The sequence below is a fragment of the Streptomyces viridosporus T7A genome (assembly GCF_008704515.1).
Lineage (GTDB): Bacteria > Actinomycetota > Actinomycetes > Streptomycetales > Streptomycetaceae > Streptomyces > Streptomyces viridosporus.
This window is the reverse complement of the sequence record NZ_CP023700.1, coordinates 2,841,050-2,864,934: the sequence shown is the minus strand read 5'-3', so window position 1 is coordinate 2,864,934 and position 23,885 is coordinate 2,841,050. Positions and strand designations below refer to the sequence as shown.

The 23,885-nt window shown below is 74.2% G+C and carries 18 protein-coding genes and 1 pseudogene; 8 read left to right on the top strand and 11 right to left on the bottom strand.

Features of this window, described 5'->3' with window-relative positions:
* Window positions 1-5 precede the first annotated feature (5 nt).
* From CP969_RS13330 to CP969_RS13305, 6 genes are all read right to left on the bottom strand, one after another.
* Window positions 6-770 (bottom strand): class I SAM-dependent methyltransferase, encoded by a 765-nt coding sequence (locus tag CP969_RS13330; protein ID WP_016826401.1) that lies wholly within the window; start codon window positions 768-770, stop codon window positions 6-8.
* Window positions 767-2,071, bottom strand: a complete 1,305-nt coding sequence (locus tag CP969_RS13325; RefSeq protein ID WP_016826402.1) for a condensation protein — start codon at window positions 2,069-2,071, stop codon at window positions 767-769. The genes CP969_RS13330 and CP969_RS13325 overlap by 4 nt, the downstream gene beginning before the upstream one ends.
* The gene (locus CP969_RS13320) at window positions 2,068-6,420 is read right to left on the bottom strand and encodes an alpha-(1->3)-arabinofuranosyltransferase domain-containing protein (protein ID WP_191093695.1); all 4,353 of its coding nucleotides are present in this window, start codon (window positions 6,418-6,420) and stop codon (window positions 2,068-2,070) included. The genes CP969_RS13325 and CP969_RS13320 overlap by 4 nt, the downstream gene beginning before the upstream one ends.
* On the bottom strand, window positions 6,417-7,193 hold the full coding sequence (locus CP969_RS13315) for a class I SAM-dependent methyltransferase (protein WP_016826404.1): 777 nt from the start codon (window positions 7,191-7,193) through the stop codon (window positions 6,417-6,419). The genes CP969_RS13320 and CP969_RS13315 overlap by 4 nt, the downstream gene beginning before the upstream one ends.
* Window positions 7,190-8,395: a glycosyltransferase family 4 protein gene (locus tag CP969_RS13310; RefSeq protein ID WP_026085211.1), complete on the bottom strand. Its 1,206-nt coding sequence runs from the start codon at window positions 8,393-8,395 to the stop codon at window positions 7,190-7,192. Before CP969_RS13310 ends, CP969_RS13315 begins: the two co-directional genes overlap by 4 nt.
* A 176-nt stretch (window positions 8,396-8,571) precedes the next feature.
* Complete coding sequence (locus CP969_RS13305) at window positions 8,572-9,558, bottom strand: cell envelope lipid trafficking protein PgfA (protein WP_004988523.1); 987 nt, start codon at window positions 9,556-9,558, stop codon at window positions 8,572-8,574.
* 202 nt (window positions 9,559-9,760) lie between these two features.
* On the opposite strand from CP969_RS13305, the gene CP969_RS33215 reads away from it, so the two are divergent.
* The 4 genes and pseudogenes from CP969_RS33215 to CP969_RS13290 all read left to right on the top strand — a co-directional run bounded on the left by CP969_RS33215 (window position 9,761) and on the right by CP969_RS13290 (window position 13,024).
* Window positions 9,761-9,916, top strand: a complete 156-nt coding sequence (locus CP969_RS33215; RefSeq protein ID WP_016826406.1) for a hypothetical protein — start codon at window positions 9,761-9,763, stop codon at window positions 9,914-9,916.
* Window positions 9,913-11,147 (top strand): annotated as a pseudogene (locus tag CP969_RS13300) (PucR family transcriptional regulator). Before CP969_RS33215 ends, CP969_RS13300 begins: the two are co-directional and overlap by 4 nt.
* Window positions 11,148-11,393: 246 nt before the next feature.
* Window positions 11,394-12,167, top strand: a complete 774-nt coding sequence (locus CP969_RS13295) for an IclR family transcriptional regulator (RefSeq protein WP_004988534.1) — start codon at window positions 11,394-11,396, stop codon at window positions 12,165-12,167.
* Window positions 12,164-13,024 (top strand): SMP-30/gluconolactonase/LRE family protein, encoded by an 861-nt coding sequence (locus tag CP969_RS13290; RefSeq protein WP_016826408.1) that lies wholly within the window; start codon window positions 12,164-12,166, stop codon window positions 13,022-13,024. The genes CP969_RS13295 and CP969_RS13290 overlap by 4 nt, the downstream gene beginning before the upstream one ends.
* Window positions 13,025-13,057: 33 nt before the next feature.
* On the opposite strand, the gene CP969_RS13285 is transcribed toward CP969_RS13290, so the two are convergent.
* From CP969_RS13285 to CP969_RS13265, 5 genes are all read right to left on the bottom strand, one after another.
* On the bottom strand, window positions 13,058-14,458 hold the full coding sequence (locus tag CP969_RS13285; protein WP_016826409.1) for an NAD(P)/FAD-dependent oxidoreductase: 1,401 nt from the start codon (window positions 14,456-14,458) through the stop codon (window positions 13,058-13,060).
* Window positions 14,448-15,638 carry an MAB_1171c family putative transporter gene (locus CP969_RS13280; protein WP_004988543.1) on the bottom strand — a complete coding sequence of 397 codons (1,191 nt, stop codon included), beginning with the start codon at window positions 15,636-15,638 and terminating at the stop codon, window positions 14,448-14,450. The genes CP969_RS13285 and CP969_RS13280 overlap by 11 nt, the downstream gene beginning before the upstream one ends.
* 49 nt (window positions 15,639-15,687) lie before the next feature.
* Window positions 15,688-16,872 carry an MAB_1171c family putative transporter gene (locus CP969_RS13275; protein WP_109538806.1) on the bottom strand — a complete coding sequence of 395 codons (1,185 nt, stop codon included), beginning with the start codon at window positions 16,870-16,872 and terminating at the stop codon, window positions 15,688-15,690.
* Window positions 16,869-17,375, bottom strand: coding sequence for a hypothetical protein (locus CP969_RS13270; RefSeq protein ID WP_016826411.1), 507 nt, complete (start codon window positions 17,373-17,375; stop codon window positions 16,869-16,871). The genes CP969_RS13275 and CP969_RS13270 overlap by 4 nt, the downstream gene beginning before the upstream one ends.
* 109 nt (window positions 17,376-17,484) lie before the next feature.
* Window positions 17,485-18,720 carry a DUF6545 domain-containing protein gene (locus CP969_RS13265; RefSeq protein WP_004988549.1) on the bottom strand — a complete coding sequence of 412 codons (1,236 nt, stop codon included), beginning with the start codon at window positions 18,718-18,720 and terminating at the stop codon, window positions 17,485-17,487.
* 372 nt (window positions 18,721-19,092) lie between these two features.
* Here CP969_RS13265 and CP969_RS13260 point away from each other — a divergent pair, with 372 nt between their 5' ends.
* The 4 genes from CP969_RS13260 to arfA all read left to right on the top strand — a co-directional run bounded on the left by CP969_RS13260 (window position 19,093) and on the right by arfA (window position 23,846).
* Entirely contained in the window at window positions 19,093-20,451 is a 1,359-nt protein-coding gene (locus tag CP969_RS13260) for an extracellular solute-binding protein (protein ID WP_026085212.1), read from the top strand.
* Complete coding sequence (locus CP969_RS13255; RefSeq protein WP_016826413.1) at window positions 20,448-21,386, top strand: carbohydrate ABC transporter permease; 939 nt, start codon at window positions 20,448-20,450, stop codon at window positions 21,384-21,386. The genes CP969_RS13260 and CP969_RS13255 overlap by 4 nt, the downstream gene beginning before the upstream one ends.
* Window positions 21,383-22,246: a carbohydrate ABC transporter permease gene (locus CP969_RS13250; RefSeq protein WP_016826414.1), complete on the top strand. Its 864-nt coding sequence runs from the start codon at window positions 21,383-21,385 to the stop codon at window positions 22,244-22,246. The genes CP969_RS13255 and CP969_RS13250 overlap by 4 nt, the downstream gene beginning before the upstream one ends.
* A gap of 85 nt (window positions 22,247-22,331) precedes the next feature.
* Window positions 22,332-23,846, top strand: coding sequence for an arabinosylfuranosidase ArfA (gene arfA, locus CP969_RS13245; protein ID WP_016826415.1), 1,515 nt, complete (start codon window positions 22,332-22,334; stop codon window positions 23,844-23,846).
* Window positions 23,847-23,885: the final 39 nt, after the last annotated feature.

Sequence of the window (23,885 nt, the reverse complement as noted above, 5' to 3'; positions counted from 1 at the left end):
CCCCCTCACGTCTTCCGCGCGTGCAGCAGCAGGATCGAGGCGAGCGAGGGGCCGGCGCAGGCCAGCCGGTCCAGCGGCCGCAGCGCACGCGGGACCCCGTGGAAGGGGGCGCCCTCGAGGCGCACCACGGTGAAACCGGACGCGGCGACGAACTCCCGCAGCGCGCGGGCCGTGTAGAGCCGCAGGTGCCCGACCACCTCGGTGCCCGGCCGGCCGTGGATGCCGCGCAGGCTGACCTCGGAGAACACCGGCTGCACCCCGGCCAGCAGCAGCACCCGGTTGTACCAGGCGGCCAGGTTCGGGGTGGAGAGCATCAGATGGCCGCCGGGGCGCAGCACGCGGCGGATCTCGTCGAGCGCCGCGTCCGGGTCGACGAGGTGCTCGAGCACCTCGCTGAAGAGGACCGCGTCGGCCGAGGCGGAGGCGAACGGCAGTCCGCCACCGGTGAGTTCGCCGCGCACCGCGTACGGCAGCCGGGTGCGGGCGCGGGCGAGGGCGTCCTGGGACCAGTCGACGCCGACGAGGCGGTGGCCGCGCAGGAAGGGGGCGGCGGTGGCCGCGGCGGATCCGTCGCCGCAGCCGATGTCGAGGACCGTCCGCGGGCCCCCGTGGCCGGCCGGGCCGAGCGCCCGGGCCAGCATGCGGGCCTGGCGGCGGCTGCGGGCGGGGCCGGAGGCCACGGGGACGGCGGGGTTCTCGTAGAAGTCGCGCAGGTCGCGGGGCGGGGGCGTGGTGGCCGGTGCGGTCGGGGTGGTCGGCGTGGTCGTCACGGGGTCGCCTCCGTGGTGTGCAGGTGGTGCGCGAAGAGATCGCGCAGCTGTGCGCCGTCGCCGGGGCCGAGCAGCGTGCGGGACCAGCGCAGGGCCAGATGGAGCCGGCCCGCGGTGGAGGCGGTGGTGAAGGTGAGCCCGCGGGGCATCCGGGCCGGCGCCGAGAACCACACGGCGTGCGCCCGCCCCGCCTCCTCGCCGAAGTCCAGCGGGTACGGGATCCGCCCGATGTTGCTGAGCAGCGTGGTCGACGTCCAGGGCGCCGCCGCCCGGCGCAGGGCGCGGGTGAGGGCGGCACGGCAGGCGACCGGCGCCCAGGGCGCGGTGAGCAGGGCGGCGCCGTGGCCGAGCTGGGGCCGGGGGAGGGACTTCAGCGCGCGGGTGCGCAGGGCGGTGCGGCGCAGCAGCTCGGGCATCGGGACGGAGTCCAGCTCGTCCGGTGCGAAGGACACGTCCACGAGCCGGGTGCCGTTGCCGATCGGCATGGCCGCGTCCCGGGGCCGGTCGTCCACCGGCATGGTGATGCGCAGGGGGCGGCGGGCGGCCCCGCGCTCCCGGTTCCAGTGGGCGACCGTCAGGGCCGTGGCGACCATGAGCTGGTCGTTCACGGTGTACGGGGAGCCCTTCGGCCGGTGCGGGAGCGGCAGTTCGGTGAGGAGCTGGCCGTTGCCGGGGGTCCGCCCGGGGGTGCCGGGGGCCACCCGGGCGGGCGGTGCCCAGGGGGAGGGGACGTCCGGCGGGCCCTGCGGTGGCTCCGCGGGGCGCACGGGCGGGGCGGTGGGGGCGTTGTCCCGCCCGCCGTACACCTCGGCGGCGGTGGCCAGGACCCGGAGGCAGGCGGGGCCGTCGAGGGCGGTGTGGTTGACGGTCAGGACGAGGGCCGTGCCCCGCCCGCCGTCCGCCACCGCCGTGTCCGTCACCGCCGTGTCCGTCACCGCGTCGTCCACCACCTCCAGGCGGACCGGCGGGGACGCGGTGAGCGGGGGCGCCTGGGACAGGGACCGGCCGCGGGCGCCCTCCAGGGAGTCCCTCCCCGGGGGCGGGAAGCGCACCGCCTCCACGTCCGGCTCGTCGGTCAGCTCCCACTCGTAGCGGCGCCGGTACCAGGGGCCCGGCGCCTCGCGCATGAGGATGCGCGGGTGCCGGCGCAGGGCCTCCGTGAACGCCTTGCGCAGACGGCCGTGGTCCAGGTGCCCGGGGAGGTGTACCTCGATGTGGACGGTCTCCGGCTCCGCCTCCTGCAGGCAGTGCCGGGAGACCTCGTCGACCACGGGGAAGGGGATGCGCGGGGGAGCGGTCATACGGTGCCGCCCTTCCCCGGGTCGCCCGGCACCCCGGGCAGCCGCCGCGCGGACGGGCCGGAGGCGGGGGGCGGTTGCGGGGCGGGAGGAGGCACCGCGGTGGGCAGGGGCGGCGCGGGGTGCGTGTGGGGAGCGGGCGACATCCCCGACACGTGGGGGCCGGCCGCGGGCACCGGCGGCAGCACCGCCGTCGACCCCGGACCGTCCCCGCGCCCGCCCGGCCCCCGGGCCGGGCCCTTCCGCCCGCGCGTCTCCCCGAGGCTCACCAGAGCGGCGAACAGGCCGACCAGTGCGAGCAGTTGGGCCACGTGCCCGTACGCTCCGGTGCCGGCGCCCACCGGCTCCCCGGCCCCGAGCGCCGCCGCGACGCCCGCCCCCGCGAGGGCCGCGAACGCGACCGGCACCAGCAGCGTGTGCCGCCGCCGTGCCAGCAGCGCCAGCGCCGGGACCAGCAGCGCCCACCAGCCCGCGATCACCACGCCGACCAGCGTCAGCGCCACCACGCCGAGCCACGGGCCGGGCGGTGCGGGAGCCGGCTGCGGCTCGTCGGGGTTCTCGGCGTTGCGGCGCCACAGCGCCAGCCCGATCAGCACCGCGATCCCGATCCCGCTGCCGATCAGCCCGGCGTCGTAGGTCGTGGCCGGCTCGTAGGACAGCTTCACCGTGCCGCCCGCGCCCGCCGGGATCCGCCAGCCCTGCTGCCAGCCGTCCAGCCGCAGCGGCGTGAGCTCCTCGCCGTTCAGGGTGGCCTTCCAGCCGTCGTTGTGGTTCTCGTACGTCGTCAGGTACGAGGCCGCGCCCGAGCCGACGGTGACCTCGCGGTGGTCGCCGAGCCAGTCCTGGATCTTCAACTGGCGCCCGGAGCCGGCGGCCCGGGGCACGGTCCCGCGGGTCAGGGTCACCTCGGTCAGCGCCAGCGGACCCGCGTCACCGGCCTCGACCCGGTGGTCGCCCGCGGGAAGCTCCAGTCCCCGGTCGTCACCGCCGCCCCGGCAGAGGGTCACCTCCATCGGGCGCCGCTCCACCAGGTCCCGTACCGTCCCCCGCACGCTCGTCTCGTACAGCTCGTCGTCCACCGCCAGCACCGGTCCCTTCCCGCAGGCCAGCGAGACCTCCCGGGTGCCGGACGGCTGCGGGGTGCGGTACTGGTCGAGGGCCGGGACGTACGCTTCCGTCAGGCCCACCGGAAGCTGCAGGTCCTCGCCGACGACCGGGTTGTGCAGGGTGAGCGGGGCGGTCCGGGTGACCGTGACGTCGAGCCGGTCGGTGGTGATCGGCGGGAAGCGGACCCAGCCGTTCTCGTCCACCTCGGCGACCGCCGCGCCGTCCGGGGAGCTGATGTGCACCTCGGCGGCCCGGGCGGACAGGCCCCCGGCGGGAGCCAGCACCAGCTCGCCGACCGGCTGTTCGCCCTCCCAGCTCAGGTGGAAGGTCGGCCGCTCGCCCGCGACCCACGCCGTGGTCAGGTCGCCGTCGGTGAGGTTGCGCGCCGACAGGCCGGCGCCGAGGCGGGCGGTGGAGTCGGCGGTGGCGACGATCCGGCTTCGCTGCTCGGGCGCCACCTCGTACAGCAGCCGGTCCAGCGCCTCGCCCGGCACCGCCACCGCGCGCGCCGTCACCTCGTACGTCCCCGCCGCGCCGGTGGTGAACCGGCGGTGCAGTCCCGCCTCGGTGCCCACGGCGGACAACCCCGTGGGGTCGGCGGCGCGGTGCAGGGAGATCACCTCGGCGGTGGCGGTGGACTTCTCCGCGTCGGTGGGCAGCCGCAGCAGCCGGGTCACCTGCACGTCGGGCAGGTCGATCTCGGAGAAGCCCGCGCCGGTCAGACCGGCGCGCTCGGCCGTCGAGTCGACGATCGTCAGCTTCATCCAGCCCGTCGCGCCCGCGGGCGCCTCGATCTCCTGCCGGGTGCCGTTGGCCCGGAGGAAGCTGGTCGCCGACCCCTTCTCCGTCTCCACCCGCACCCGGGTCGCCGCCGCCCGCACACCGTCCTGCGGCAGCGGGGTGATGCCGAGGGAGTCCGGCATGTCGTAGGTGCCGTCGAAGGCGATGCGCAGCCACTGCCCGTCCGGCGAGTCGGCCGAACCCTCCGCCCACGCGGTGTCGGGGTTGCCGTCGAAGGCGTTCACCGGGTCGAACTGCGGCAGGTGGAACAGCCAGTTGCCGTAGGAGGAGGCCGTCACCGAGCGGGCGCCGCGCAGTTCGGCCACCGTCTGGTGGTCCCGTCCCTCGACCGGCAGGATCTGGTGCGGCGGCTCGCCCGCGTTCTGCTCGGCGTCCGGCGCGTTGCGCTCGTCGCTGGTGTACGTGTACGACGTGTTGGCGTTGACCAGGCCGAACCGGGTGTCCGCGCGCCGCAGTCCGTCGCCGACCACCTGCACCGGCGGGGTGCCGAGCCCGGGGTGCCCGTCACCGGTCAGCACGGCCGGCCGGCCGCGCAGCCCGTCCGCGAGCGGCAGCAGCGCCTCGGGGCCGCCGGAGACCACGGCGGTGTCGGCGATCGGCAGCAGTCCGGCCTGTCCGGGCCGCGGGACGTCCCCGCCGGCCGGACGGTAGATCTCCACCGCCCGCTGCCGCGGGTACAGGCCCTCGACCTGGAGCGGGGTGCCGTCCGCGATCACGCCGCCGGTCATGACCGGGCCGAGGCCGGTGACCCGCTCGTACCCGGACTGCTCCAGGGTGCGCCTGACCGTCGCGGTGGGCACGGAGCCGATCTGGTCCGGGTCGAGGTCGCCCCGGACGACGACGTAGAAGACGCCGGCCCGGCTCAGGTAGTCGGCCAGTCCCGGCACCGCGGCGCCGGTCAGCAGGGCCTGCTCGACCGCGTCCATCGCGCGCCGGTTGCCGGGGGTGCCGAAGGGCACGTAGTCGCGCTGCGCCCAGCGGGACTCGGCGACCACGTCCAGCGGCTGGTCGATGGTCGACCCCCAGGTGTGGATGCCGTGCGCGGTGGCCGGGACCACCAGGGCGCGGGCGTCGGGGGAGTACTTCTCCAGCCAGTCGGCCGTGGCCCGCCAGTACTTGGGGATCTCCTGGAACGAACCCGGCGCGAGGATCGAGCCGTTGAGGTACGGCCACAGCAGCCCCGGCAGCACCAGGACCGCGGCGACCAGCGGGGCGAACCGCCGCCCGCGCACCCGGTGGGTCCCGCGCGACTCGGCGGCCGTGCCCACCAGGTGCGCCAGGCCCAGCACGAGCGCCAGCGCCAGTCCCGTCTGGAACTTGTAGATGTTGCGGAACGGCGCCGCCCAGCCGTCCAGCCAGTCCTGCACCACCGCGTGGAAGGGGGCGCCGAACGCGCCGCCGTACCCGGCGAGCAGCACCAGCGCCGTCACCAGCACGGTCAGCACCAGCCAGCGCCGCTCCGGCACGTCCCGCCGGGCGATCCCGGCGAGGCCCAGCCCCGCCGCGAGCGCCGAGCAGACGACCACGAGCGCCGAGGAGGCCACGGTCCAGCCGGCCGGCAGCCACGCCTCACCGAAGTGGAGGTAGGCCACCCAGTTCCCGGCGCCGCGCAGCGCCTCCGTCGCCGCCATGGTGTCGGTCGTGGTCCGCGCGGTCTCGATGTAGGGGAGGAAGTTCTCGCCGTGGATCCCGAGCAGCAGCAGCGGGATCCACCACCAGGCCGTCGCCACGGCCACCGCGGGCGCCCACCAGGCGATCAGTCTCCGCTGCCGCGGCGGGCGGGAGAGCAGGTACAGGCCGACGGGCAGCAGGGAGGCCAGCGTCGAGGCCGCGTTGACCCCGCCCATGAACGGCACGAGCAGCGCCGAGCGCAGCGCCGCGACCCGGGCCGTGTACCGCTCGTTCGTCAGCGGCAGCAGCACCCAGGGCAGGAAGGCGCCCGGCAGCGCGGCGGCCGACGTGGAACCGACGACCGCGGTGAACACCGGCCACAGCGCGTACGCCGCCGCCGCGAGCAGCCGGGACGCCCCGCCGCCCACGCGCAGCCGCTCCGCCAGGCGCAGCGCGCCCCAGAACGCGACCGACACGATCAGCGACATCCACAGCCGCTCCGCCAGCCACACGGGAAGGTGCAGGAGGTCGCACACCCAGTAGTACGGCAGCATCGGCCAGAGGTAGCCGACGTACTGGTCGGAGATCCCGCCGAACGACCCCCGGTCGTGCCACAACTGGCCCAGGTCGGCGAGGAACTGCCCGGGGTCGACGGTGACGCCGAGCTTGGTGTCGAAGGTCTGCCGGCCGGGCTGCACCGCGAGGAACAGCACGAACACCACGGCCCAGAAACCCAGCAGCCAGCGCCGCGACCGCGGGCCCGGGGAGGGGCCCGCGGCGTTCGGGGAGCGGGGGACGGCTGCCGGAGGAGGAGCCTGGACCATGGTCGTCATACGGGACACCGCCGGAGGATGAGGAGGAGGTTCCAGGTGGCGAACTCGCGCAGGCCGGGCACCTTGACCACGGTCTCGGTGAGGAACGGCCAGTAGCGGGAGCGCGCCGAGACGATCCGTACGTCGTCACGGGCGCGCACGTGCCGCAGGGTGGTGCCGATGTGCACGGGGAAGAGGTTCTCGCCGAGCGTGTGCTTGGCCGGCCTGCCGGTGCGGCGCCGGTAGCGGGCCCGGGCCCGCTCGGCCCCGAGGTAGTGCCAGGGGGCCCACTCGTGACCGCCCCAGGGGGACAGCCAGTTGGTGAACGACACGTAGACCAGCCCGCCCGGCCGGGTCACCCGGACCAGCTCGCTGAGGAAGGTCTGCGGATCGGCCACGTGCTCCAGGACGTTGGAGGAGAACGTGACGTCCGCGCACCCGTCGGCCAGCGGCAGCAGGTAACCGTCCGCGACCACCGTCCCCTCGGGCGGCTTCTCGGCGAGCTCCCGCACGTCGGGCTCGAACAGGTAGGCGTACGCGCCGCGGGCGCGGAACTCCTCGGTGAAGTGGCCGCTGCCGCCGCCGACGTCCACCACCACCCGGCCGGCCACCGGGCCGTCGTACGCCTCGACCTGGTCGGCGGCGTCCCGGGCGAGCAGCGCGTAACAGGCGTCGGGGTCCTCCTGCTCGTGCAGGAAGGCCCGGAAGAGGGCGAGGGACCTGCGCAGCGACGGGTCCTTCGGCCCCCGCCCGGTTCTCGGCCCCGTCCGGCCGGGGAGTCCGCCGGTGCTCACTGCTGCCGGCCCCCCACGGCCTCGGCCGCCACCGCCCGGAACTGCCGCACGGTGCGGTCCCAGCGGAAGCGGGCGGCGCGGTCGCGGGCCGCCTCGCCCATCAGCTCCCGGCGGTGCGCGGACAGCGCGAGGGTGCACCAGGCCGCCGCGAACGAGGACTCGCCCCGGGCCAGCACACCGGTCACGCCGTCCACCACGGAGTCCCGCAGACCGGGGACGTCGAACGTGATCGCCGGCGTGCCGCGGGCGGCGGCCTCGGTGACGACCAGGCCCCACCCCTCGACCGCGGACGGGTGCAGCAGCAGCCAGGCCGCGCACAGCAGGCGGTGCTTCTCCGCCTCGGACACGTGCCCGGCGAACGCGACGTCCGGACCGGCCAGGCGCTCCAGCCGGTCCCGCTCGGGGCCGTCACCGACGATCACCAGCCGGCCGCCGGTGACCGGCCGTACCCGCTCCCACAGCCTCAGGAGCAGATCGATGCGCTTGTACTCGACGAGCCGGCCCACGGCCACGAACAGCGGTTCCGGGGAGCGCGGGGTGCGCGGGCCCGGCTCCTCCACACCGTTGTGCACGATCCGGATCCGCTCCCGCGGTACGCCGAGTCCCTGCAGCGCGTGCGCGGTCGACGGGGAGACGGCGACCAGCAGCCCGCGCCGGCGCGCACCGGTCAGCGCCCAGTGCTCGAGTTTTCGCCCGATCCGCGCGGCCGGGGCCAGCGGGCCGCCGAAGCGCATCGGCCACAGGTCGGTGTGCACGTGGTTGACCAGGCACAGGGTGGGCCCGTGGTGCCACAGCGGCGCCAGGTACGGCACGCCGTTGCACACCTCGACCAGCAGGTCGCAGTCGCCGACCTGACGGGCGAAGGCGGACGGGGCACGGAGGTAGTGACCGTACGTGCCGCCCGCCGACACCACCCGGTAGTCACGGAAGGACGCGGGTCCCCCGCACAGCAGGGTGACCTGGTGGCCCAGACGGGTCAGGCCGTCGGCGAGCCGGTCGACCAGCAGCTCGGAGCCGCCGGCGGACGGGTTGCCCAGGTCGCGGTGGGCGAGGAAGACGATCCGGCGGGGAGGGGCGGGGAGCGCCACCGGGCGCTGCGACGCGCTGGGGGACGCGGCGCGGTGGGAGTCCCCTCGCTCGTGGGAGTCCCCCCGCTCGGGCGAGGCCGAGAGGGGAGGAGGGGACGGTACGTGCTGGGGCATCGTTGCTCCAACTCGTCTCGGAGAGTGGGGAAGTCGGAGGCGGTGGGGCGCCGTGGGGTTGCGGACGGGGCGTGGCCGGACCGGGGTGGGGTGGGGATGCACAGTTTTCGCCCAGCCGTTGCCCACGGCTACTCACGCGCGTGACAATTTCCGGCTTTGTTGAAGCCGGCGCCCTGTCATTTCGTGAGCACGGAATGCGGCATACCGGGCGTTTCGGTGTCTTCTTCCTCCGTGCGTCCGCGCGCCAACAGGACTCCTCCGGCCACCGCGAGGAGTCCCCCCGCCACGGCCGCACCGACCGGCAGCGTCTCGCCCAGCAGGCGCAGTTGGCCGCTGTCGCGCTCGGCCTGGCGGACGGCCTCCTTCTGGGTCCGGTCGGTGAACACGATCTTCTCGGCGTCCAGCAGGACGGCCGCGTCCTCGTCCGCGCCCGGCGCCCGCAGGGTCTGCTTCGGGCCGGTCTGCGCGCGCAGCACCCGGCCCGTGCGCTGGTCCACGATCAGCTCGATGCCGTGGTTGGCGTACCACTCCTCGGCCAGCACCTGCGGACGGTCCGGCAGGTCGACGATGCTGCCCGGCACCAGCCGGGTGCCGGACTTCGTCGGCGGCACCGAGGCGGTGAACCGGTACCCCGTGTAGCCCTGGACCTTCGCGGTGCCCCGGTAGCGCAGGACGACCGTGTCGCCGAGGGTGTTGTCCCACCACTGGTAGGAGCGTTTCTGCACGTCGAAGGGGAACTTCAGATACGCCTCGCCCTCGATGCGGGAGGTCTCCTCGCAGCAGTGCACGGGCTTGGTGGTCCTCCGGTCCAGCACCCAGCGGTGCGGGGTGAAGGCCAGCGCGTCGTGCGGGTCGGCGGCCGGCAGGGACTCGTCCGTGTCGACCGTGGTGATCACGTCCCACACGGCGTTCCCGCTGCGCTCGCTGTCCGCGACGTCACCGCGCACCCGCTGGGTGATGGTGATCTTCTGGTCGGGCACCGTCTCGACCCGGTCGGTGTCGAAAACGCTGCCCCGGCCGGTGTAGACGGCAGTGGTGTCGATGTCGATCGGGTTCACCGCGGCGCGTGGGTGCACGTACCACACCAGCAGCGGTGCCAGCACCAGCAGGAAGGTGCCGAGACCCAGCAGGACCAGGGAAAACGGGGAAGTTCTACGGCGCATCCGGGCGCTCCAGGGGCTCGGGACGGCTCGGCGCGGAAAGGCCGGAGCCGCGGAGGAATGTGCGCGTGGCGTATGGGCGGGGAACCGTAGGCCCCCTCTTGACGGGGTGTCAACGGCATGCCGACACTGGGACACGACGGGCAGGGGTGGTCGGTCACGGTGCGGGGGTGGGGAACCTCCCGACAGAGAGGCTGACCCTGCGATGTCCAGATTGCTCGCCGCCGCACTGACGGTCGCGCTCGCCGCGGCCCTCGCCGTCAGCGCCGCACTCGGTGTGGTCGCCCTGCTCGAAGCCGGGCCCGACCAGCCGAACACTCCCATGATCACTTATGAACAGGCCGGGAGCGCCGGGCCGTGACCGCCTCCAGGACCGTCACGGCCCGCTCCGCGTGGCGGGACGTACCGCGCCACCAGGTGCTCCGGTTCACCGAGATCGCCATGGCCGAGGCGCCCGCGCTCGCCGAGCACATCATGAGCGAGATCCGGCGCGAGTACCCCCACCTGCCCGTCTTCTTCGACGACTCCGGCGCCCCCAAGGGCCTCGTCGGCGTCCGCCGCGCCATCGAGGTCTTCGTCCAGCACCTGGCGCACGCGGACTACCCGCAGGGGCGGCCGACCGTACCGCCCGGAGTCTTCCAGGAGTTCGGCCGCGGTGAGGGCCTGCACGGACGGTCGCTGGACTCCCTCCAGGCGATCTACCGCCTGGGCGTCCGCCTGGCCTGGCGCTGCTTCGCCGACATCGGCCAGCGCGTCGACATCCCCCCGCCCGCCATGTACGAACTGGTCGACGCGGGCTACGAGTACCTCGACGGCCTGGTCGACCAGTCCGTGCGCGGGTACGCCGAGGCCGCCGCCCGCCAGGCGGGGGAGCTGCTGCGGCTGCAACGCCGGCTGATGGAGCTGCTGTTCACCGAACAGCACCGGGGCGATCCCGCCGAAGCGCTGGCCGAGCGCGCCGCGCGGATCGGCTGGCCGCTGCCCGAGAAGGTCGCCGTCGGCGTGCTGCTGCGCCCGGCGCGGGAGGCGGTGGCGCCCGCGGTGGGGCAGGGCGTGCTGCTCGACATGGAGTACGAGCAGCCCCGCATGGTCATCCCCGAGCCGGCCGCTCCGACCTGCTGCACCGCGCGCTGGCCGGCTGGTCCGGGGCGATCGGGCCGCCGGTGGCGCTCGCCGACGCGGCGAAGTCGCTGCGCTGGGCGGAGGCCGCGCTGGACCTGATGGAGCGGAAGCTGCTGCCGGCCGGCGAGGTGCTGTACTGCACCGAGCACACCGAGGCACTGGTGCTGCTCCAGCCGGAGGAACTGGTCGACGACCTCGCGCTGCGCTGCCTGGCCCCGCTGGCGCACTGCGGTCCCACGCACGGGCGGCGGCTCGCGGAAACGCTGCTGGCGTGGCTGGAGACCCGGGGCGGAGCGCCGGAGGTGGCGGCGCGGCTCGGGGTCCACCCCCAGACCGTCCGCTACCGGCTGCGGCAGATCCGCGAGTTGTGGGGCGACGAGATCGACCACCCGGACCGCCGCTTCGAACTGGAACTGGTCCTCAGGGCCCAGCGGCTCCGCGGTGCGCTGGGGGACCCCCGCCCGCGGTGACCGACGGGGCGGCACGGCCACCGGGACACGGCCACCGGGGCCCGATCACCGCGGGCCGGCGCAGTACGCCCGCCGCGGGTCACCGCGGCGCGACCACCGTGCCCCGGTCACCGCCCGCGCGGGCCCGGCCCGGGTCCGCGCCATTGCCCGGGTCGGCCCGGGTGGCTAGCCTGTGTGTTCGTCATGCCGATCGCCTGTTGAAATCTCGAACGCAGGCGCCTGAGACACATAGGGAGGGGGCCGGTCGTGGGACGCCTCGTACCAGCCGTGACCCGGGCTCTCGACATTCTCGAGCTCTTCCTCGACGGGGACGGGACGCTCTCCGCCCCGGACATCGTGCGCAGGCTCCAGCTGCCGCGCACCACCGTCCACGAGCTGGTGACCACGCTCGCCGCCCGTAAGTACATCGTCCCGGTGGCCGGCCAGCCCGGACGCTACCGGCTCGGCGTCCGCCCGTACCAGCTCGGCGCCCGCTACGCCGAACACCTCGACCTGGCCGCCGAGGGCCAGCAGGTCGCCCGGTCCGTCGCCGAGACCTGCGACGAGACGGTGCACGTGGCGATCCTGGAGGACACGGACGTCATCTACATCGCCAAGGTGGACTCCACGCACGCGGTGCGGATGGTGTCGGCGGCCGGCCGCAGGCTGCCCGCCCACTGCACCTCCGTCGGCAAGATGCTGCTGGCCTCCCTCCCCGAGCAGGAGCTCGCCGCGCGCCTCCCCGACGACGCCGAACTGGTCGCGATGACCCCCAACAGCATCACCGACCCGGCCGCCCTGCGCGAGGCCCTGGCGGAGATCCGGGCGCGGGGCGTGGCCGTGGAGAGCCGCGAGTCCAACCCGGACGTCTCCTGCGTCGCCGCGCCGGTGCGCGACCGCACGGGGCAGGTGGTGGCCGCGCTGTCCATCTCCGTGCCGATGATCCGCTGGAGCGACGAGCGCCTGGGCGAGCTGGAGCAATTGGCCGTCAAGGGCGCCGCCGACCTGTCCGAGCGCCTGGGCCACCGGAGCGCGGCATGACGCGCCGCACCGCGTACGAGGTGGCCGTCCGCGCGGAGGCGACCCTGGGCGAGGGCCCCACCTGGGACCCGGCCGCCGGCCGCCTCCTGTGGATCGACATCCTCGCCTCCCGCGTCCACACCTACGACCCGGCCACCGGCCGGCGCACGTTGCGCCGCACCGACCAGCACGTGGGCGCCGTCAAGCCCCGCGCGGGCGGCGGCCTGGTCCTCAACCTGCGCGACGGCGTCGGCCTGCTCGACCCCGACGACACCTTCCGCTGGCTGCACCGGGACGCCGTCCCCGGCCGCCGCGGCAACGACGCCGCCGTCGCCCCCGACGGCACGCTGTGGGCCGGCACCATGCGCTACGACGAGGCCACCGGCGGCGGCACCCTCTCCCGGATCACCGGGGACGGCACGGCCCGCACCGTCCTCGACGACGTGACGGTGAGCAACGGCACCGGCTGGAGCCCCGACGGCCGCCTGATGTACTACGTCGACACCCCCACCCGCCGCATCGACGTCCTCGACCACGACCCCGCCACCGGCCGCGTCACCGGCCGCCGCCCCCTGGCCGAGATCGAGGAGGGCGCCGGCTTCCCCGACGGCCTCACCGTCGACGCCGACGGCTGCGTCTGGGTCGCCCTGTGGGACGGCGCCGCGGTACGCCGCTACACCCCGGCCGGCGACCTGGACCGGGTGATCCCGCTCCCGGTCCCCCGCGTCACGGCCTGCGCCTTCGGCGGCGCCGGCCTGACCGACCTGTACGTCACCACGGCCCGGGTGGGCCTGCCCGCCCCGCACCCCCTGGCGGGCTCGCTCCTGGTGGTCCCCGACGCGGGCCGGGGTCTCGCGCCACCGGCGTTCGAGGGCTGAGCCGGGGGCCCGTCCCCGGCTCCGGCGCCCCGCTCAGAGGCCGGTGCGGTCGATGTCCCGCAGGATCCTGCGTTCGCCGGGAGTCATCGGGGGCGCCGTCAACGGCGGCAGCGCAGGGCCGGTGAGGGCGGCCAGGACCGCCGCCGGGCGGAACATGCGGGTCGGGGGCGTGCGCATGCTGGTGACGTCCCAGAGCGCGGAGGCCGCCGCGGGGGAGCCGGTGGCCGCCCGCGTCATGCGCCGCGAGTACGCCGTGGCGACGCGGTCGGCGACGCCCGGCCGGCCGCCGCGCACCTCCGGGTAGAACAGGTCCTGGCCGACGGCCATGGACCACGCGGCGTCCACCGACCGCGCCGCCCCGCGCAGCACCCGCCGGGCGAGACCGGGCGAGGCCAGGCCGGAGCGGCTCACCTCCCGGTCCAGCACCCGCGCGCCGAACGCGGCCACCGACATGCCCTGCCCGTACACCGGGTTGAACGTGCCCAGTGCGTCCCCGAGGACGACGAAGCCCTCGGGCCACCGCGCGGACCTCTCCAGGTACCGCCGCACATTGCTGGTGGACCGGCTCAGGTGGATGTCGGTGAGCGGTTCGGCCCCGGAGATCAGCCGTCCCACGAGGGGGTCCGGCAGCGCGAGCGTGTACCGCAGGAAGCCCTCCGGGTCCGCCGGCGGTTCACCGCCCCGGGTGCCGCCGAGGCTCACCATCCAGCGGCCGCCCTCGATCGGCAGCATCATCCCGCTGCGCCCCGGCCCGGACCCGTACGGGTCGGGCTGCACGACCGTCAGCGGGAAACGCTCCGCCCCCTCGGGCATCCGGTAGACGCGCGTCGCGTTCACCAGCCCGGAGTCCACGGTCCGCTCCTCGATGCCGGTCAGCCCGAGCCCGGCCAGCCAGGTGACGACCCGGGTGCCGCGTCCGCTCGCGTCGACGACGAAGTCCGCCTCGAGCTCCGTGTCCTCTCCGGGGGCGGCGACGCGCACCCCTCGCACCCGCGCCGGGGAGCCCGTCAGCCCCACCACGGCGGCCTTGCGGACCTCGACCCGGCAGTGCTCCAGCACCGCGGCCCGCACCTCCCAGTCCAGCAGGGCCCGGCTGCAGGTGAGCATGGCCGGGCCTTCGCGGCGCCACCGTCTGAGCCAGCCCTCGGGAGTGCGGGCCAGCATGCCCGAACTGAGGGACACCTCGTGGGCCCCGGCGGCGAGCAGCCGTTTGCGCAGACCCGCGCCCGGCAGGAGGTCCTCCATGGCGGCCATCCCCCCGGCCATGAGCAGGTGCGCGTGGCGCCCCTGCGGCAGCCCCTTGCGGTGCTCGGGCCCCTCGGGCAGGTCGTCGCGGTCCAGCACGACCACCTCGTCCGCTCCCGCGGTGGACAGGACGGCCGCGGCCAGCATGCCGGCCAGGCCGGCACCGATGACGACAGCTCTACGCGACATGGGGCTCCTCGGGTTCGGTCGTGGGTCCGGCCGCGGTCGGCGGCGCCGCGGCGGGCTGTCGGTGCAGCGCCTGGGCCAGCTCCACCAGCCCGCCGGTGCCGGACACTTCGGTGGCGTGCAGACGGTAGGTGCCTGCGGTCTCGGGGGGTTCCTCGCGGGCGGCGGCCCGGCGCGCCGCGTCGGTGAGCATGGCGGCCTCCGCCGCGAGACGGGCCTCGTGGGGGGAGCGGCCCGCGCTCAGGGCGGTGTCCCGCACCCGCTCGCGGACCCGGTGGTCGAAGTACGGCGCCAGGGTGAGCAGGGCGTCGTGGATGGACACCTCGCGCCACTGGAGCCGGTCCTGGGGAAGCTGCCACCAGGCGACGGAGGGTTTGGGCGCGGTGGACACCGACTTCACCAGGGACCACAGCGGATCCAGCCGCCGGTAGTCGCCCAGCCCCCGCCACTGCGCGAGGGCCGGCGGCAGCAGCCTCGGCAGCACGAACCCCGCCGCACACAGCAGCGCGGCCAGCGAGGCCATCGGCGGGGCGAGCGTGGTGGACAGGAAGTCGAGGTCGTGGCCCGACCAACGCGCCACGACCGCCGTGTACTTGGCCAGCTGGAAGCCCAGCACGTCCAGCAGCGCCCCGCACAGGATCAGCCGCAGCCCGGTCCGCAGCAGCCCGGTGACCTCACGGCCCCACTTGACGCACACCACGCACATCACCAGCATCGCCGCGCTGTGCCCGACCAGGTACAGCAGGATCATCTCCCGCATGAACGGGGTGTTGGCGTAGTACGTGTCCAGGTCCGTCAGCCGCTCGGTGTCCGCCTCGGCGAGCGCGAACAGCACGACGATGGCGGCCACCAGCCCCCCGTAGGCGGCGATGCTGCGCAGCACCATGCGCCGCACCCGCTCGCGGGGACCGCCCCGCCAGTTGATCAGCAGCACGAGCACCGCGCAGCTGTACGCGGAGAGCATGCCGTAGGTCAGCGGCGCACCGAAGTTGGGGATGCCGGTGAGGTCGTTGACGGCGGCCAGGGTGGCCGGCGCGGCGCAGACGAAGACCAGGGCGCCGAGGGCGATCGCCACGCAGGTGGACAGGGTCAGCGGGTTCCGCACGGCCGTGCGCGGGCGGCGCAGCAGCAGCACCGAGGACATCCCGAAGACCAGGGCCCCCAGGTACACGACGAGGCTCATACCGGACGGCTCCCCTCGTCCGGCACCCGGTGGCCGCGGTCCTCCCGGTTCACACGGCCCCCGCCGTGGTCCGGCCGCCGGGCACGGCGGCGGCCGGCGGCACCGGGGCGGCACCGGCCAGCGCGTCGGCGATCCGGGCCAGGCCGGCCGGCCCCGGGACCCGGTCGAGGAGCCGGCCGGTGCCGCCGGGCGGCGGGGCCCCGTGCCCCGGGGCCGCCTCGCGCCGTACCGCGGCGGTGATCACCGCGGCCCAGGCGGCGGCCTCGGCCCGCTCCGGGTCGCCCGTCGCGCCCAGCACACCGTCGCGGGTCCGGTCGTACAGCTCCCGGTCGAAGTAGGCGTCCAGGTGGCTCAGCGCGTTGTGGATGCTGGTCTGGCGCCACACCAGCCGGGTGGCGGGGGAGGCGAACCGGGGCCGGGGCAGCCGCAGCGTCCGGCGGGTGAGCAGGTCCTCGAGCGCCCGCTCCAGCGGTTCGAGGCGGGCGTACGTCCGCCGGGCCCGCCGCCGTTCCGCCGCCCGGGGCGCCACCAGCGGGACGAGCACCCCGACGACCGTCAGCAGGGCGCCGATACCGGCGGTGACCGGGGAGACGGTGGTGCCGAGCACCGACCAGTCCCGCCCGGTCCAGCGGGCGCCCACCGCGACGAGCTTGGCCACGCTGTACCCGGCGCCGCACAGCGAGCCGGTCCCGAGCAGCACCAGCCCCACCCGCAGCCCGCCCCGCACCCGGCGCGCCCAGCGCAGCGACGACGCCGTGGTGACGGTCACCGCGGTGAGGTGCGCGACCAGGTACAGCACGATCATCTGGGCGATGAACGGGGTCGTCGCGTAGTAGGTGTCCAGGTCGGTGCGGCGCTCCACCGGCGCGTCACCGAGGGCGAAGGTCACCGCGATGCCGAGGACGACACCGGCGTAGGCGAGGATCCAGCGCCGGGCGGTGCGGTGCACCCGGGGTCCGCCGCGCCAGTGGACGACGAGGACCTGGGAGGCGGCGCAGTACCCGGTGATCGCCGCGTACGTCAGCGGCGCGGCGAGGTTCGGCACCCCGCCGAGCCGGTTGATCGCGCCGACCGTCGGCGGCGCCCCGAGGAAGAAGCAGAGCCCGGCCAGCCCCAGCACCGCGCAGATGGACCACAGGTACGGATCGCGGCGGTGGCGCAGCAGGTCGGGGGACTTGACCACCAGACCGAGCCACAGCACCCCGCAACTGGTGTAGTTGATCAGGCCGCTCATTTCTTCGTCCCGCGGTAGTTGAGCGCGGCCCCGATGCGTCCGGCGAGGTCCTGGGGGTCCTCGGGGTCACCGCCCTCCGCGGCGAACACCGAGTCGGTGGAGGCCTCCAGCCAGGTGCGGAGCCGGCGCCCCATCAGCATGCCGAAGCGGTCCGCCTCCTGCTCCTCGGCCAGGCTGAAGTCGGTGCGCGCGGCGATCGGCCGGGGCCGCCCGTCGCCGGGCGCCGCCTCCGCCCGCCGGCGGTTCATGTGCCACACCTCGTGGCAGAAGATCACGATCTGGTGCCACGCGGCGGCCCGCTCGTCCACCACCACGTCGTCGTGGTGCTCGCGCTCCAGCCACAGCCCGCTGGCGGTGTGCGGCGGGAACGCCGCGCGGTGGACGACGACTTCCCGTCCCCGCCAGGCGCTGACGGAGGCGACCAGCGCCTCGAACAGGACCTCGGGGTCCGCCGGGACCGCCACCCGGATGGGGTCGATGAGGGCGTCAGCGAGACGACGCATCTCCTTCCTGGTACGCACCGCTGTCTCCCTGTTCCCCCGGTCGTGGCTCGGTCACCTGTGCAATATGCCAAGACGGTGGTCGTCCCGGCCAGTTCCGCGTGCGGCACGGTCACTCGGTGACCGCCACGGTGTCCCCGGGTGCCAGGGCGCGGACGCGGACCTCCCGGACGTCCTCGGGGTGGCGCAGGGCGCGCGAGAGGGCCCCGATCTCGCGGAGCAGGTCCGTGGTGTCGGGGTCGTGGGCGCCGTCGCCCCCGTCCGCGCCGGGCCCGGCGTCGACGGCGTCGAGGATCGCCACGGCCGCGGCCAGCGCCTTCGCCCGCTCCGGCGGGAAGCCGAGGCCGAGGGCGGCGTCGTACGCCCGCTCGCGCAGCCGCTCGTCGGTGCGCCGGGCCAGCGGCAGCAGCACGTCCCGGATGAAGGTCTCGCGGCGGGTCAGGCGCAGCTCGGGACTGGCGCGCAGCACGAACGGCACGCCGGAGCCGTGCACGCTCCTCATCAGCAGGTACAGGGGCCGCAGCCGGTGGTGGGCGAGGCGGAGCCGCCAGCGCTCGTGCAGGTACTGGCCGGCGTGCGGCAGGATGAAGCCGACCGCGATCGACACGGCGGACAGGCAGGCCAGGGCGGGGGCCACGTTCAGACTGAGCCAGTCCAGGTCGTTGCCGGTCCAACGGGCCGCCACGGCGGTGAGCTTGGCGGCGTCGAAGGCCAGGTTCAGCGCGTAGCCGACGCCCAGGAACTTCAGTCCCCAGCGCAGCCAGGCGTCGAGTCCGTCGGTGCGGATCCAGTTCCAGATCAGCTTCGAGGTGATGAGGACGGCGGTGGTGTGCGCGAGGAGGTACAGCAGGATCTCCTCGCGCATGAACGGCGTGTTGGCGTAGTAGGTGTCCAGGTCCCGGGTCCGCTCCACGGGCACGTCCGCGAGGGCGAACAGCACCCACAGCAGGACGATCACACCGCCGTAGGCGGAGAGGACCCGGCGGGTGGCCCGGCGGCTGGCGGCGGAGCGTTCGGACAGGCCGTCGCGCCAGGCGATGATCAGCACCAGGCAGGAGCCGCAGAACGCGGTGAGCAGCGAGTACACCCAGGGGGCCGAGATGTTCGGCACGCCGGTGACCCGGTTGACCCAGGCGATGGTCGAGGGCGCGACGAACACGAAGACCGCGCAGGCGAGCAGCAGCAGTCCGCCGACCGCGCGCAGCAGCGGATCCGTCCAGAGCCGGATGATCGTGGGCAGTTTGATCGCCAGGGCGGCGGCCAGGACGGCGGCCGGGATCCACCAGAAGGACGTGTAGAACTCGCTGAGGAACGAGGCCGGACCCCTGGCCGCGTCCGCGACGTCCATCGCGTCCCCTCGCTCTCGTCACCGCTCATCAGCCGTCCCACTCAAGGCCGTTCGAGCCTACGCGGCCACACGTGTCCGCGTCATGCGAACCGGTGACCGTTCTCCGGTCACACCTGACCGTGCGTGACCGTGCGGACCGGAGCGGGCGGACGCCTTCCGGGGCGTACCGCCGGGGGCGTTCCGGGGTGGTCGCCTCGCGGGGACGCGGGGACGCGGGGACGCGGGGACGCGGGGAAAGCCCTGCCCCGGGTTCTTGTCCGAGGCATTGACGCGGCCGCGCCCGACACCTACGGTCCCGTTCGAAGTTACGGGCACCATTCGATATGTCGAACAACTCCTTGATGGGCATCCATACGAGCAGATGGGGCAGGCATGGGACGACCTGACCTGGATCGCAGGCAACTCCTCGCCGGATTAGGCGGGTTGACGGTCGCCGGGAGTTTCGGCTTCGCGGCGCTCGGGACCGGGGCCGACGCACTCGCCTCCGGAGCGGACACCCGTGTGCGCTACTGGAACCTCTTCAGCGGCGGCGACGGCTCCAACATGATCGCGATGCTGGACTCCTTCCGCGAGGCCAACCCCGGCATCGAGGTGAAGGACTCCACCCTCCAGTGGGGCAGCCCCTTCTACACCAAGCTCGCCATGGCGGCGGCGGGCAACCGCGCCCCGGACCTCGGCGTCATGCACCTGGGCCGCGTCACCGGCTTCTCACCCGGCCGCCTCCTGGACCCCTGGGACGTCGGCCTGCTCGCCGAGTACGGCGTGCAGGAAGCGGACTTCAACCCCGACCTGTGGAAGCGCGCCGTCGTCGACGGCAGGCTCTACGCCCTCCCGCTCGACATCCACGTCCAGCTCTGCTTCTACCGCAGGGACGTGCTGAAGAAGGCGGGCCTGCTCGGCGCCGACGGGCGGATGGTGCCCGTGACGTCGACCGACGAGTGGTTCGCCCTGCTGGAGGAAGCCAGGCGGGCCACCGGGAAGGGGCTGCAGACCATCGGCCTGTGGCACAACGACCAGAACTTCCAGTGGTGGTTCTTCGTCGCCTTCTACACCCAGCTCGGCGGCACCTGGTTCGACGATACCCGCACCGAGGTCACCTTCGACACCGACAAGGCCGTCCAGGTCCTGCGGTTCCTGCGCCGGCACGTCACCGACGGGTACGCCGACCCGGGCTTCGGGGGCGGCGCGGGCGCCGAACAGTTCATCAACGGCGCCCCCTTCGTCTGGGAGGGCAACTGGTCGGTGCCGGTCTTCGACGGCGCGGAGGTCGACTACGGCGCGACCCCGCTGCCGCCCGTCTTCGGCCGGCCGGCCACCCACGCCGAGTCGCACGCCTTCGTCCTGCCGCACCAGTCCGACCGCGGCGGCGCCACCAACGAAGCCGCCCACCGGCTCGCCGCCCACGTCGTCCGGCACGCCCGGCAGTGGGCCGCCGGCGGGCACATCCCCGCGTACACGCCGACCCTGTCCTCGGCCGCGTACCGGAAGCTGGACCCGCAGAGCGAGTACGTCTCGGCGATGGACCACCAGGCCACCGAACCGAAGGTGTGGTTCGCCGGCTCCACCGGCATCCTCGCCCAGCGCGTCGGCCCGATCGTCGTCTCCTCCACGACGGGCTCCGCCGATCCCCGGGCCGCCGCCCGCCGGATGAAGAACACGCTCGGCCGGCTCCTCGCCGCGAAGAACCCCATGGACGGCCGCACCGCCGCGCAGGGGGGTGCGGCCGCATGACGACGACCGGTGCCGAGACCGTCGTCCGCCCGGCCCGCGTGAGGACCGCCGCCGGGGCCGGCGTCCGCCGCGGACCGGGCTTCCAGCACGGCGGCTGGTTCGTGGCCCCGTTCCTCGTGCTGTTCGCGCTCTTCGTGATCTGGCCGCTGGTGCGCGGCCTCCACCTGAGCCTCACGGACGCCAACATCTCCGGCGAGGGCACGAGCTTCGTCGGCCTCGACAACTACCGCGAGGCCCTGGACGACCCGCTGATGTGGGACGCGCTCGGCCACAGCGCCTCCTTCACGCTGCTCGTGGTGCCCTGCATCACGGTCCTCGCCTTCCTGCTCGCGATGCTGGCCCACCACATCGAGCGCGGGAAGTGGCTGTGGCGGCTGTGCTTCTTCACGCCGTTCCTGCTGCCGTCCACCGTCGCCGCCAACCTGTGGCAGTGGCTGTTCAACCCCGGCACGGGCATGGTCAACCACGTCCTCGGCATCGAGACGCCGTGGCTGACCGACAAGTCGTACGCGATGCTCGCGATCGTCATCACCACCCTGTGGTGGACGGTCGGCTTCAGCTTCCTGCTCTACCTCGCCGCGCTCCAGGGCATCCCGCGACACCTCTACGAGGCCGCCGAGCTGGACGGCGCGAACGCCTGGCACCGCATGGTCCGCATCACGCTGCCGATGCTGCGCCACATCACCGGGCTGGTCGTCGCCCTGCAGGTCCTCGCCTCGCTCCAGGTCTTCGACCAGGCCGTCGTGATGCAGGACTTCGGGCCGGGGCCGGAGGAGTCGACCCGCACCTTCGTGCAGTACACCCTCGAACAGGGCTTCACGAGTTACCGCGTGGGCTACGCCTCCGCGATCTCCGTCATCTTCTTCGTGATCATCGCGGCCGTCGCCCTCGCCCGGATGTGGCTGCTGCGCAACCGTGAGGAGGGCGGCCGATGACCACCGCCGCACCACGGACCCGGGTCGGGCCCCGCAAGGCGTGGACGACCGGCCAGATCGTGCTCACCCTCCTCGGCACGACCGTCTCCGCGGTCTTCCTGGCCCCGCTGGCCTGGGCGCTGTCCACCTCGTGGAAGTCGGAGACCGAGGCCGTCGAGGTGCCGCCGCACTGGCTGCCCGAGGACTGGACCGGCCAGGCGTGGACGACCCTCCTCGAGACCGGCAACCTCACCAACTGGTTCGTGAACTCCCTCGTCGTCTCCGTCTGCGTCACCGCCGTCGTGCTGCTGGTGAGCGCGCTGGCCGGATACGGCTTCGCCCGCACCGAGTTCCGGGGCAGGGGCGTCCTGCTGGGCGTGGTGATGGCGGGGCTCATGGTCTCCCCGGCCGTGCTCGGCGTCCCCCTCTTCACCACCGTCCAGCAGCTGGGGATGGTGGACACCTACTGGGGCATGATCCTGCCGCAGTGCGCGCCCGCCGCGATGGTCTACATCCTCTACAAGTTCTTCCAGGGCGTCCCGCGCGAGCTGGAGGAGGCCGCCTTCATCGACGGCGCGGGCCGCTGGCGCGTCTTCTTCACGATCGTCCTGCCGCTGTCGCGCCCCTCGCTCGCGGCGGTCGGCATCTTCACCTTCATCAGCTCGTGGAACAACTTCCTGTGGCCGTACATGGTCACCAACGACCCCGACCTGATGACCATGCCGAACGGCATCGCGACCGTCATGAACTCCTACGGCATCCAGTGGGCCCAGCTCATGGCCGGCGGCCTCATGGCGGGCCTGCCGCTGATCATCGTCTTCGTCTTCTTCCAGCGCCAGATCGTGGCGGGTGTCGCCCACACCGGTCTGGCGGGTCAGTGAGTCCTCCGCGACCGGGGCCAGAACCGGCCGCCCTCCCCTCCCCGCCCACCACCCGCGAACGGAACCGACCTCCCGAAAGGACCCCATGCGCACCGCCCGCTTCACCCTCGACCCCGCCTTCACCGTCGGCCGGGTCGACCCCCGCCTCTTCGGCTCCTTCGTCGAACACCTCGGCCGCTGCGTCTACACCGGCATCCACGAACCCGGCCACCCCACCGCCGACGCCGCCGGCCTGCGCGGGGACGTCCTGGAACTCGTCCGCGAACTCGGCGTCACCGCCGTCCGCTACCCCGGCGGCAACTTCGTCTCCGGCTACAAGTGGGAGGACTCGGTCGGTCCCGTCGAGGACCGCCCGCGCCGCCTCGACCTCGCCTGGCACTCCACCGAGACCAACCGCTTCGGCCTGTCCGAGTACATGGACTTCCTGCGGAAGCTCGGGCCGCAGGCCGAGCCCATGATGGCCGTCAACCTCGGCACCCGCGGCGTCGCCGAGGCCCTGGAACTCCAGGAGTACGCCAACCACCCCTCCGGCACCGCGCTGTCGGACCTGCGCGCCTCCCACGGGGACCAGGACCCCTACGGCATCCGCCTGTGGTGCCTGGGCAACGAGATGGACGGCCCCTGGCAGACCGGCCACAAGACCGCCGAGGAGTACGGCCGGATCGCCGCCGAGACCGCCCGCGCCATGCGCCAGCAGGACCCCGGTGTCGAACTGGTCGCCTGCGGCTCCTCCGGCCAGTCCATGCCCACCTTCGCCGAGTGGGAGGCCAAGGTCCTGGCCGAGACGTACGACCTGGTCGACTACATCTCCCTGCACGCCTACTACGAGCCGGTGGACGGCGACGTCGACTCCTTCCTCGCCTCGGCCGTCGACATGGAGTCCTTCATCGAGAACGTGGTCGCCACCTGCGACCACGTGGGCGCGCGGCTGAAGTCGAGGAAGAGGATCAACCTCTCCTTCGACGAGTGGAACGTCTGGTACATGTCCCGCTGGCAGGAACAGGCCCGGACCTTCGAGCAGGACGACTGGCCCGAGGCCCCGCGCCTGCTGGAGGACAACTACAGCGTCACCGACGCGGTCGTCTTCGGCTCGCTGCTCATCGCCCTGCTCCGGCACGCCGACCGCGTCACCGTCGCCTGCCTGGCCCAGCTCGTCAACGTGATCGCCCCGATCATGACCGAGCCGGGCGGCCCGGCCTGGCGGCAGACGACGTTCTTCCCGTTCGCCCAGGCCTCGAAGTACGGCCGCGGCGAGGTCCTCGACGTCCGCGTGGACTCGCCGACGTACGAGACCGCCCGGTACGGCGAGACCGACCTGCTGCACGCCACCGCCGTGCGCGCCGAGGACGGCACGGTCACCGTCTTCGCGGTCAACCGCGGCCGCACCGCGGCGCTGCCGCTGGAGGTCGCGCTGGGCGGGCTCGGCCTCACCTCGGTGATCGAGCACAGCGTCCTCGCGGACGCCGACCCCGACGCCCGCAACACCCTCGACGACCCCGAGCGGGTCACCCCGCGCACGGCCGGGGGCACGGCCCTGGCCGACGGCCGGCTGACCACCGTCCTGGAGCCGCTGTCCTGGAACGTGATCCGGCTGGCGTAGGGGGAGCACCGCGGCCCGGAACGGGCCCGACGGGCCCGA

Bases quoted from the DNA above. Each gene is read 5' to 3' on its own strand.
- CP969_RS13255 (WP_016826413.1), top strand. From the start codon at position 20,448: ATGACGACGACCGGTGCCGAGACCGTCGTCCGCCCGGCCCGCGTGAGG.
- CP969_RS13310 (WP_026085211.1), bottom strand. From the start codon at position 8,395: ATGCCCCAGCACGTACCGTCCCCTCCTCCCCTCTCGGCCTCGCCCGAG.
- CP969_RS13265 (WP_004988549.1), bottom strand. From the start codon at position 18,720: ATGGACGTCGCGGACGCGGCCAGGGGTCCGGCCTCGTTCCTCAGCGAG.
- CP969_RS13325 (WP_016826402.1), bottom strand. From the start codon at position 2,071: ATGACCGCTCCCCCGCGCATCCCCTTCCCCGTGGTCGACGAGGTCTCC.
- CP969_RS13320 (WP_191093695.1), bottom strand. From the start codon at position 6,420: ATGACGACCATGGTCCAGGCTCCTCCTCCGGCAGCCGTCCCCCGCTCC.
- CP969_RS13275 (WP_109538806.1), bottom strand. From the start codon at position 16,872: ATGAGCGGCCTGATCAACTACACCAGTTGCGGGGTGCTGTGGCTCGGT.
- CP969_RS13270 (WP_016826411.1), bottom strand. From the start codon at position 17,375: ATGCGTCGTCTCGCTGACGCCCTCATCGACCCCATCCGGGTGGCGGTC.
- CP969_RS13305 (WP_004988523.1), bottom strand. From the start codon at position 9,558: ATGCGCCGTAGAACTTCCCCGTTTTCCCTGGTCCTGCTGGGTCTCGGC.
- CP969_RS13280 (WP_004988543.1), bottom strand. From the start codon at position 15,638: ATGAGCCTCGTCGTGTACCTGGGGGCCCTGGTCTTCGGGATGTCCTCG.
- CP969_RS13260 (WP_026085212.1), top strand. From the start codon at position 19,093: ATGGGACGACCTGACCTGGATCGCAGGCAACTCCTCGCCGGATTAGGC.
- arfA (WP_016826415.1), top strand. From the start codon at position 22,332: ATGCGCACCGCCCGCTTCACCCTCGACCCCGCCTTCACCGTCGGCCGG.
- CP969_RS13285 (WP_016826409.1), bottom strand. From the start codon at position 14,458: ATGTCGCGTAGAGCTGTCGTCATCGGTGCCGGCCTGGCCGGCATGCTG.
- CP969_RS13290 (WP_016826408.1), top strand. From the start codon at position 12,164: ATGACGCGCCGCACCGCGTACGAGGTGGCCGTCCGCGCGGAGGCGACC.
- CP969_RS33215 (WP_016826406.1), top strand. From the start codon at position 9,761: ATGTCCAGATTGCTCGCCGCCGCACTGACGGTCGCGCTCGCCGCGGCC.
- CP969_RS13250 (WP_016826414.1), top strand. From the start codon at position 21,383: ATGACCACCGCCGCACCACGGACCCGGGTCGGGCCCCGCAAGGCGTGG.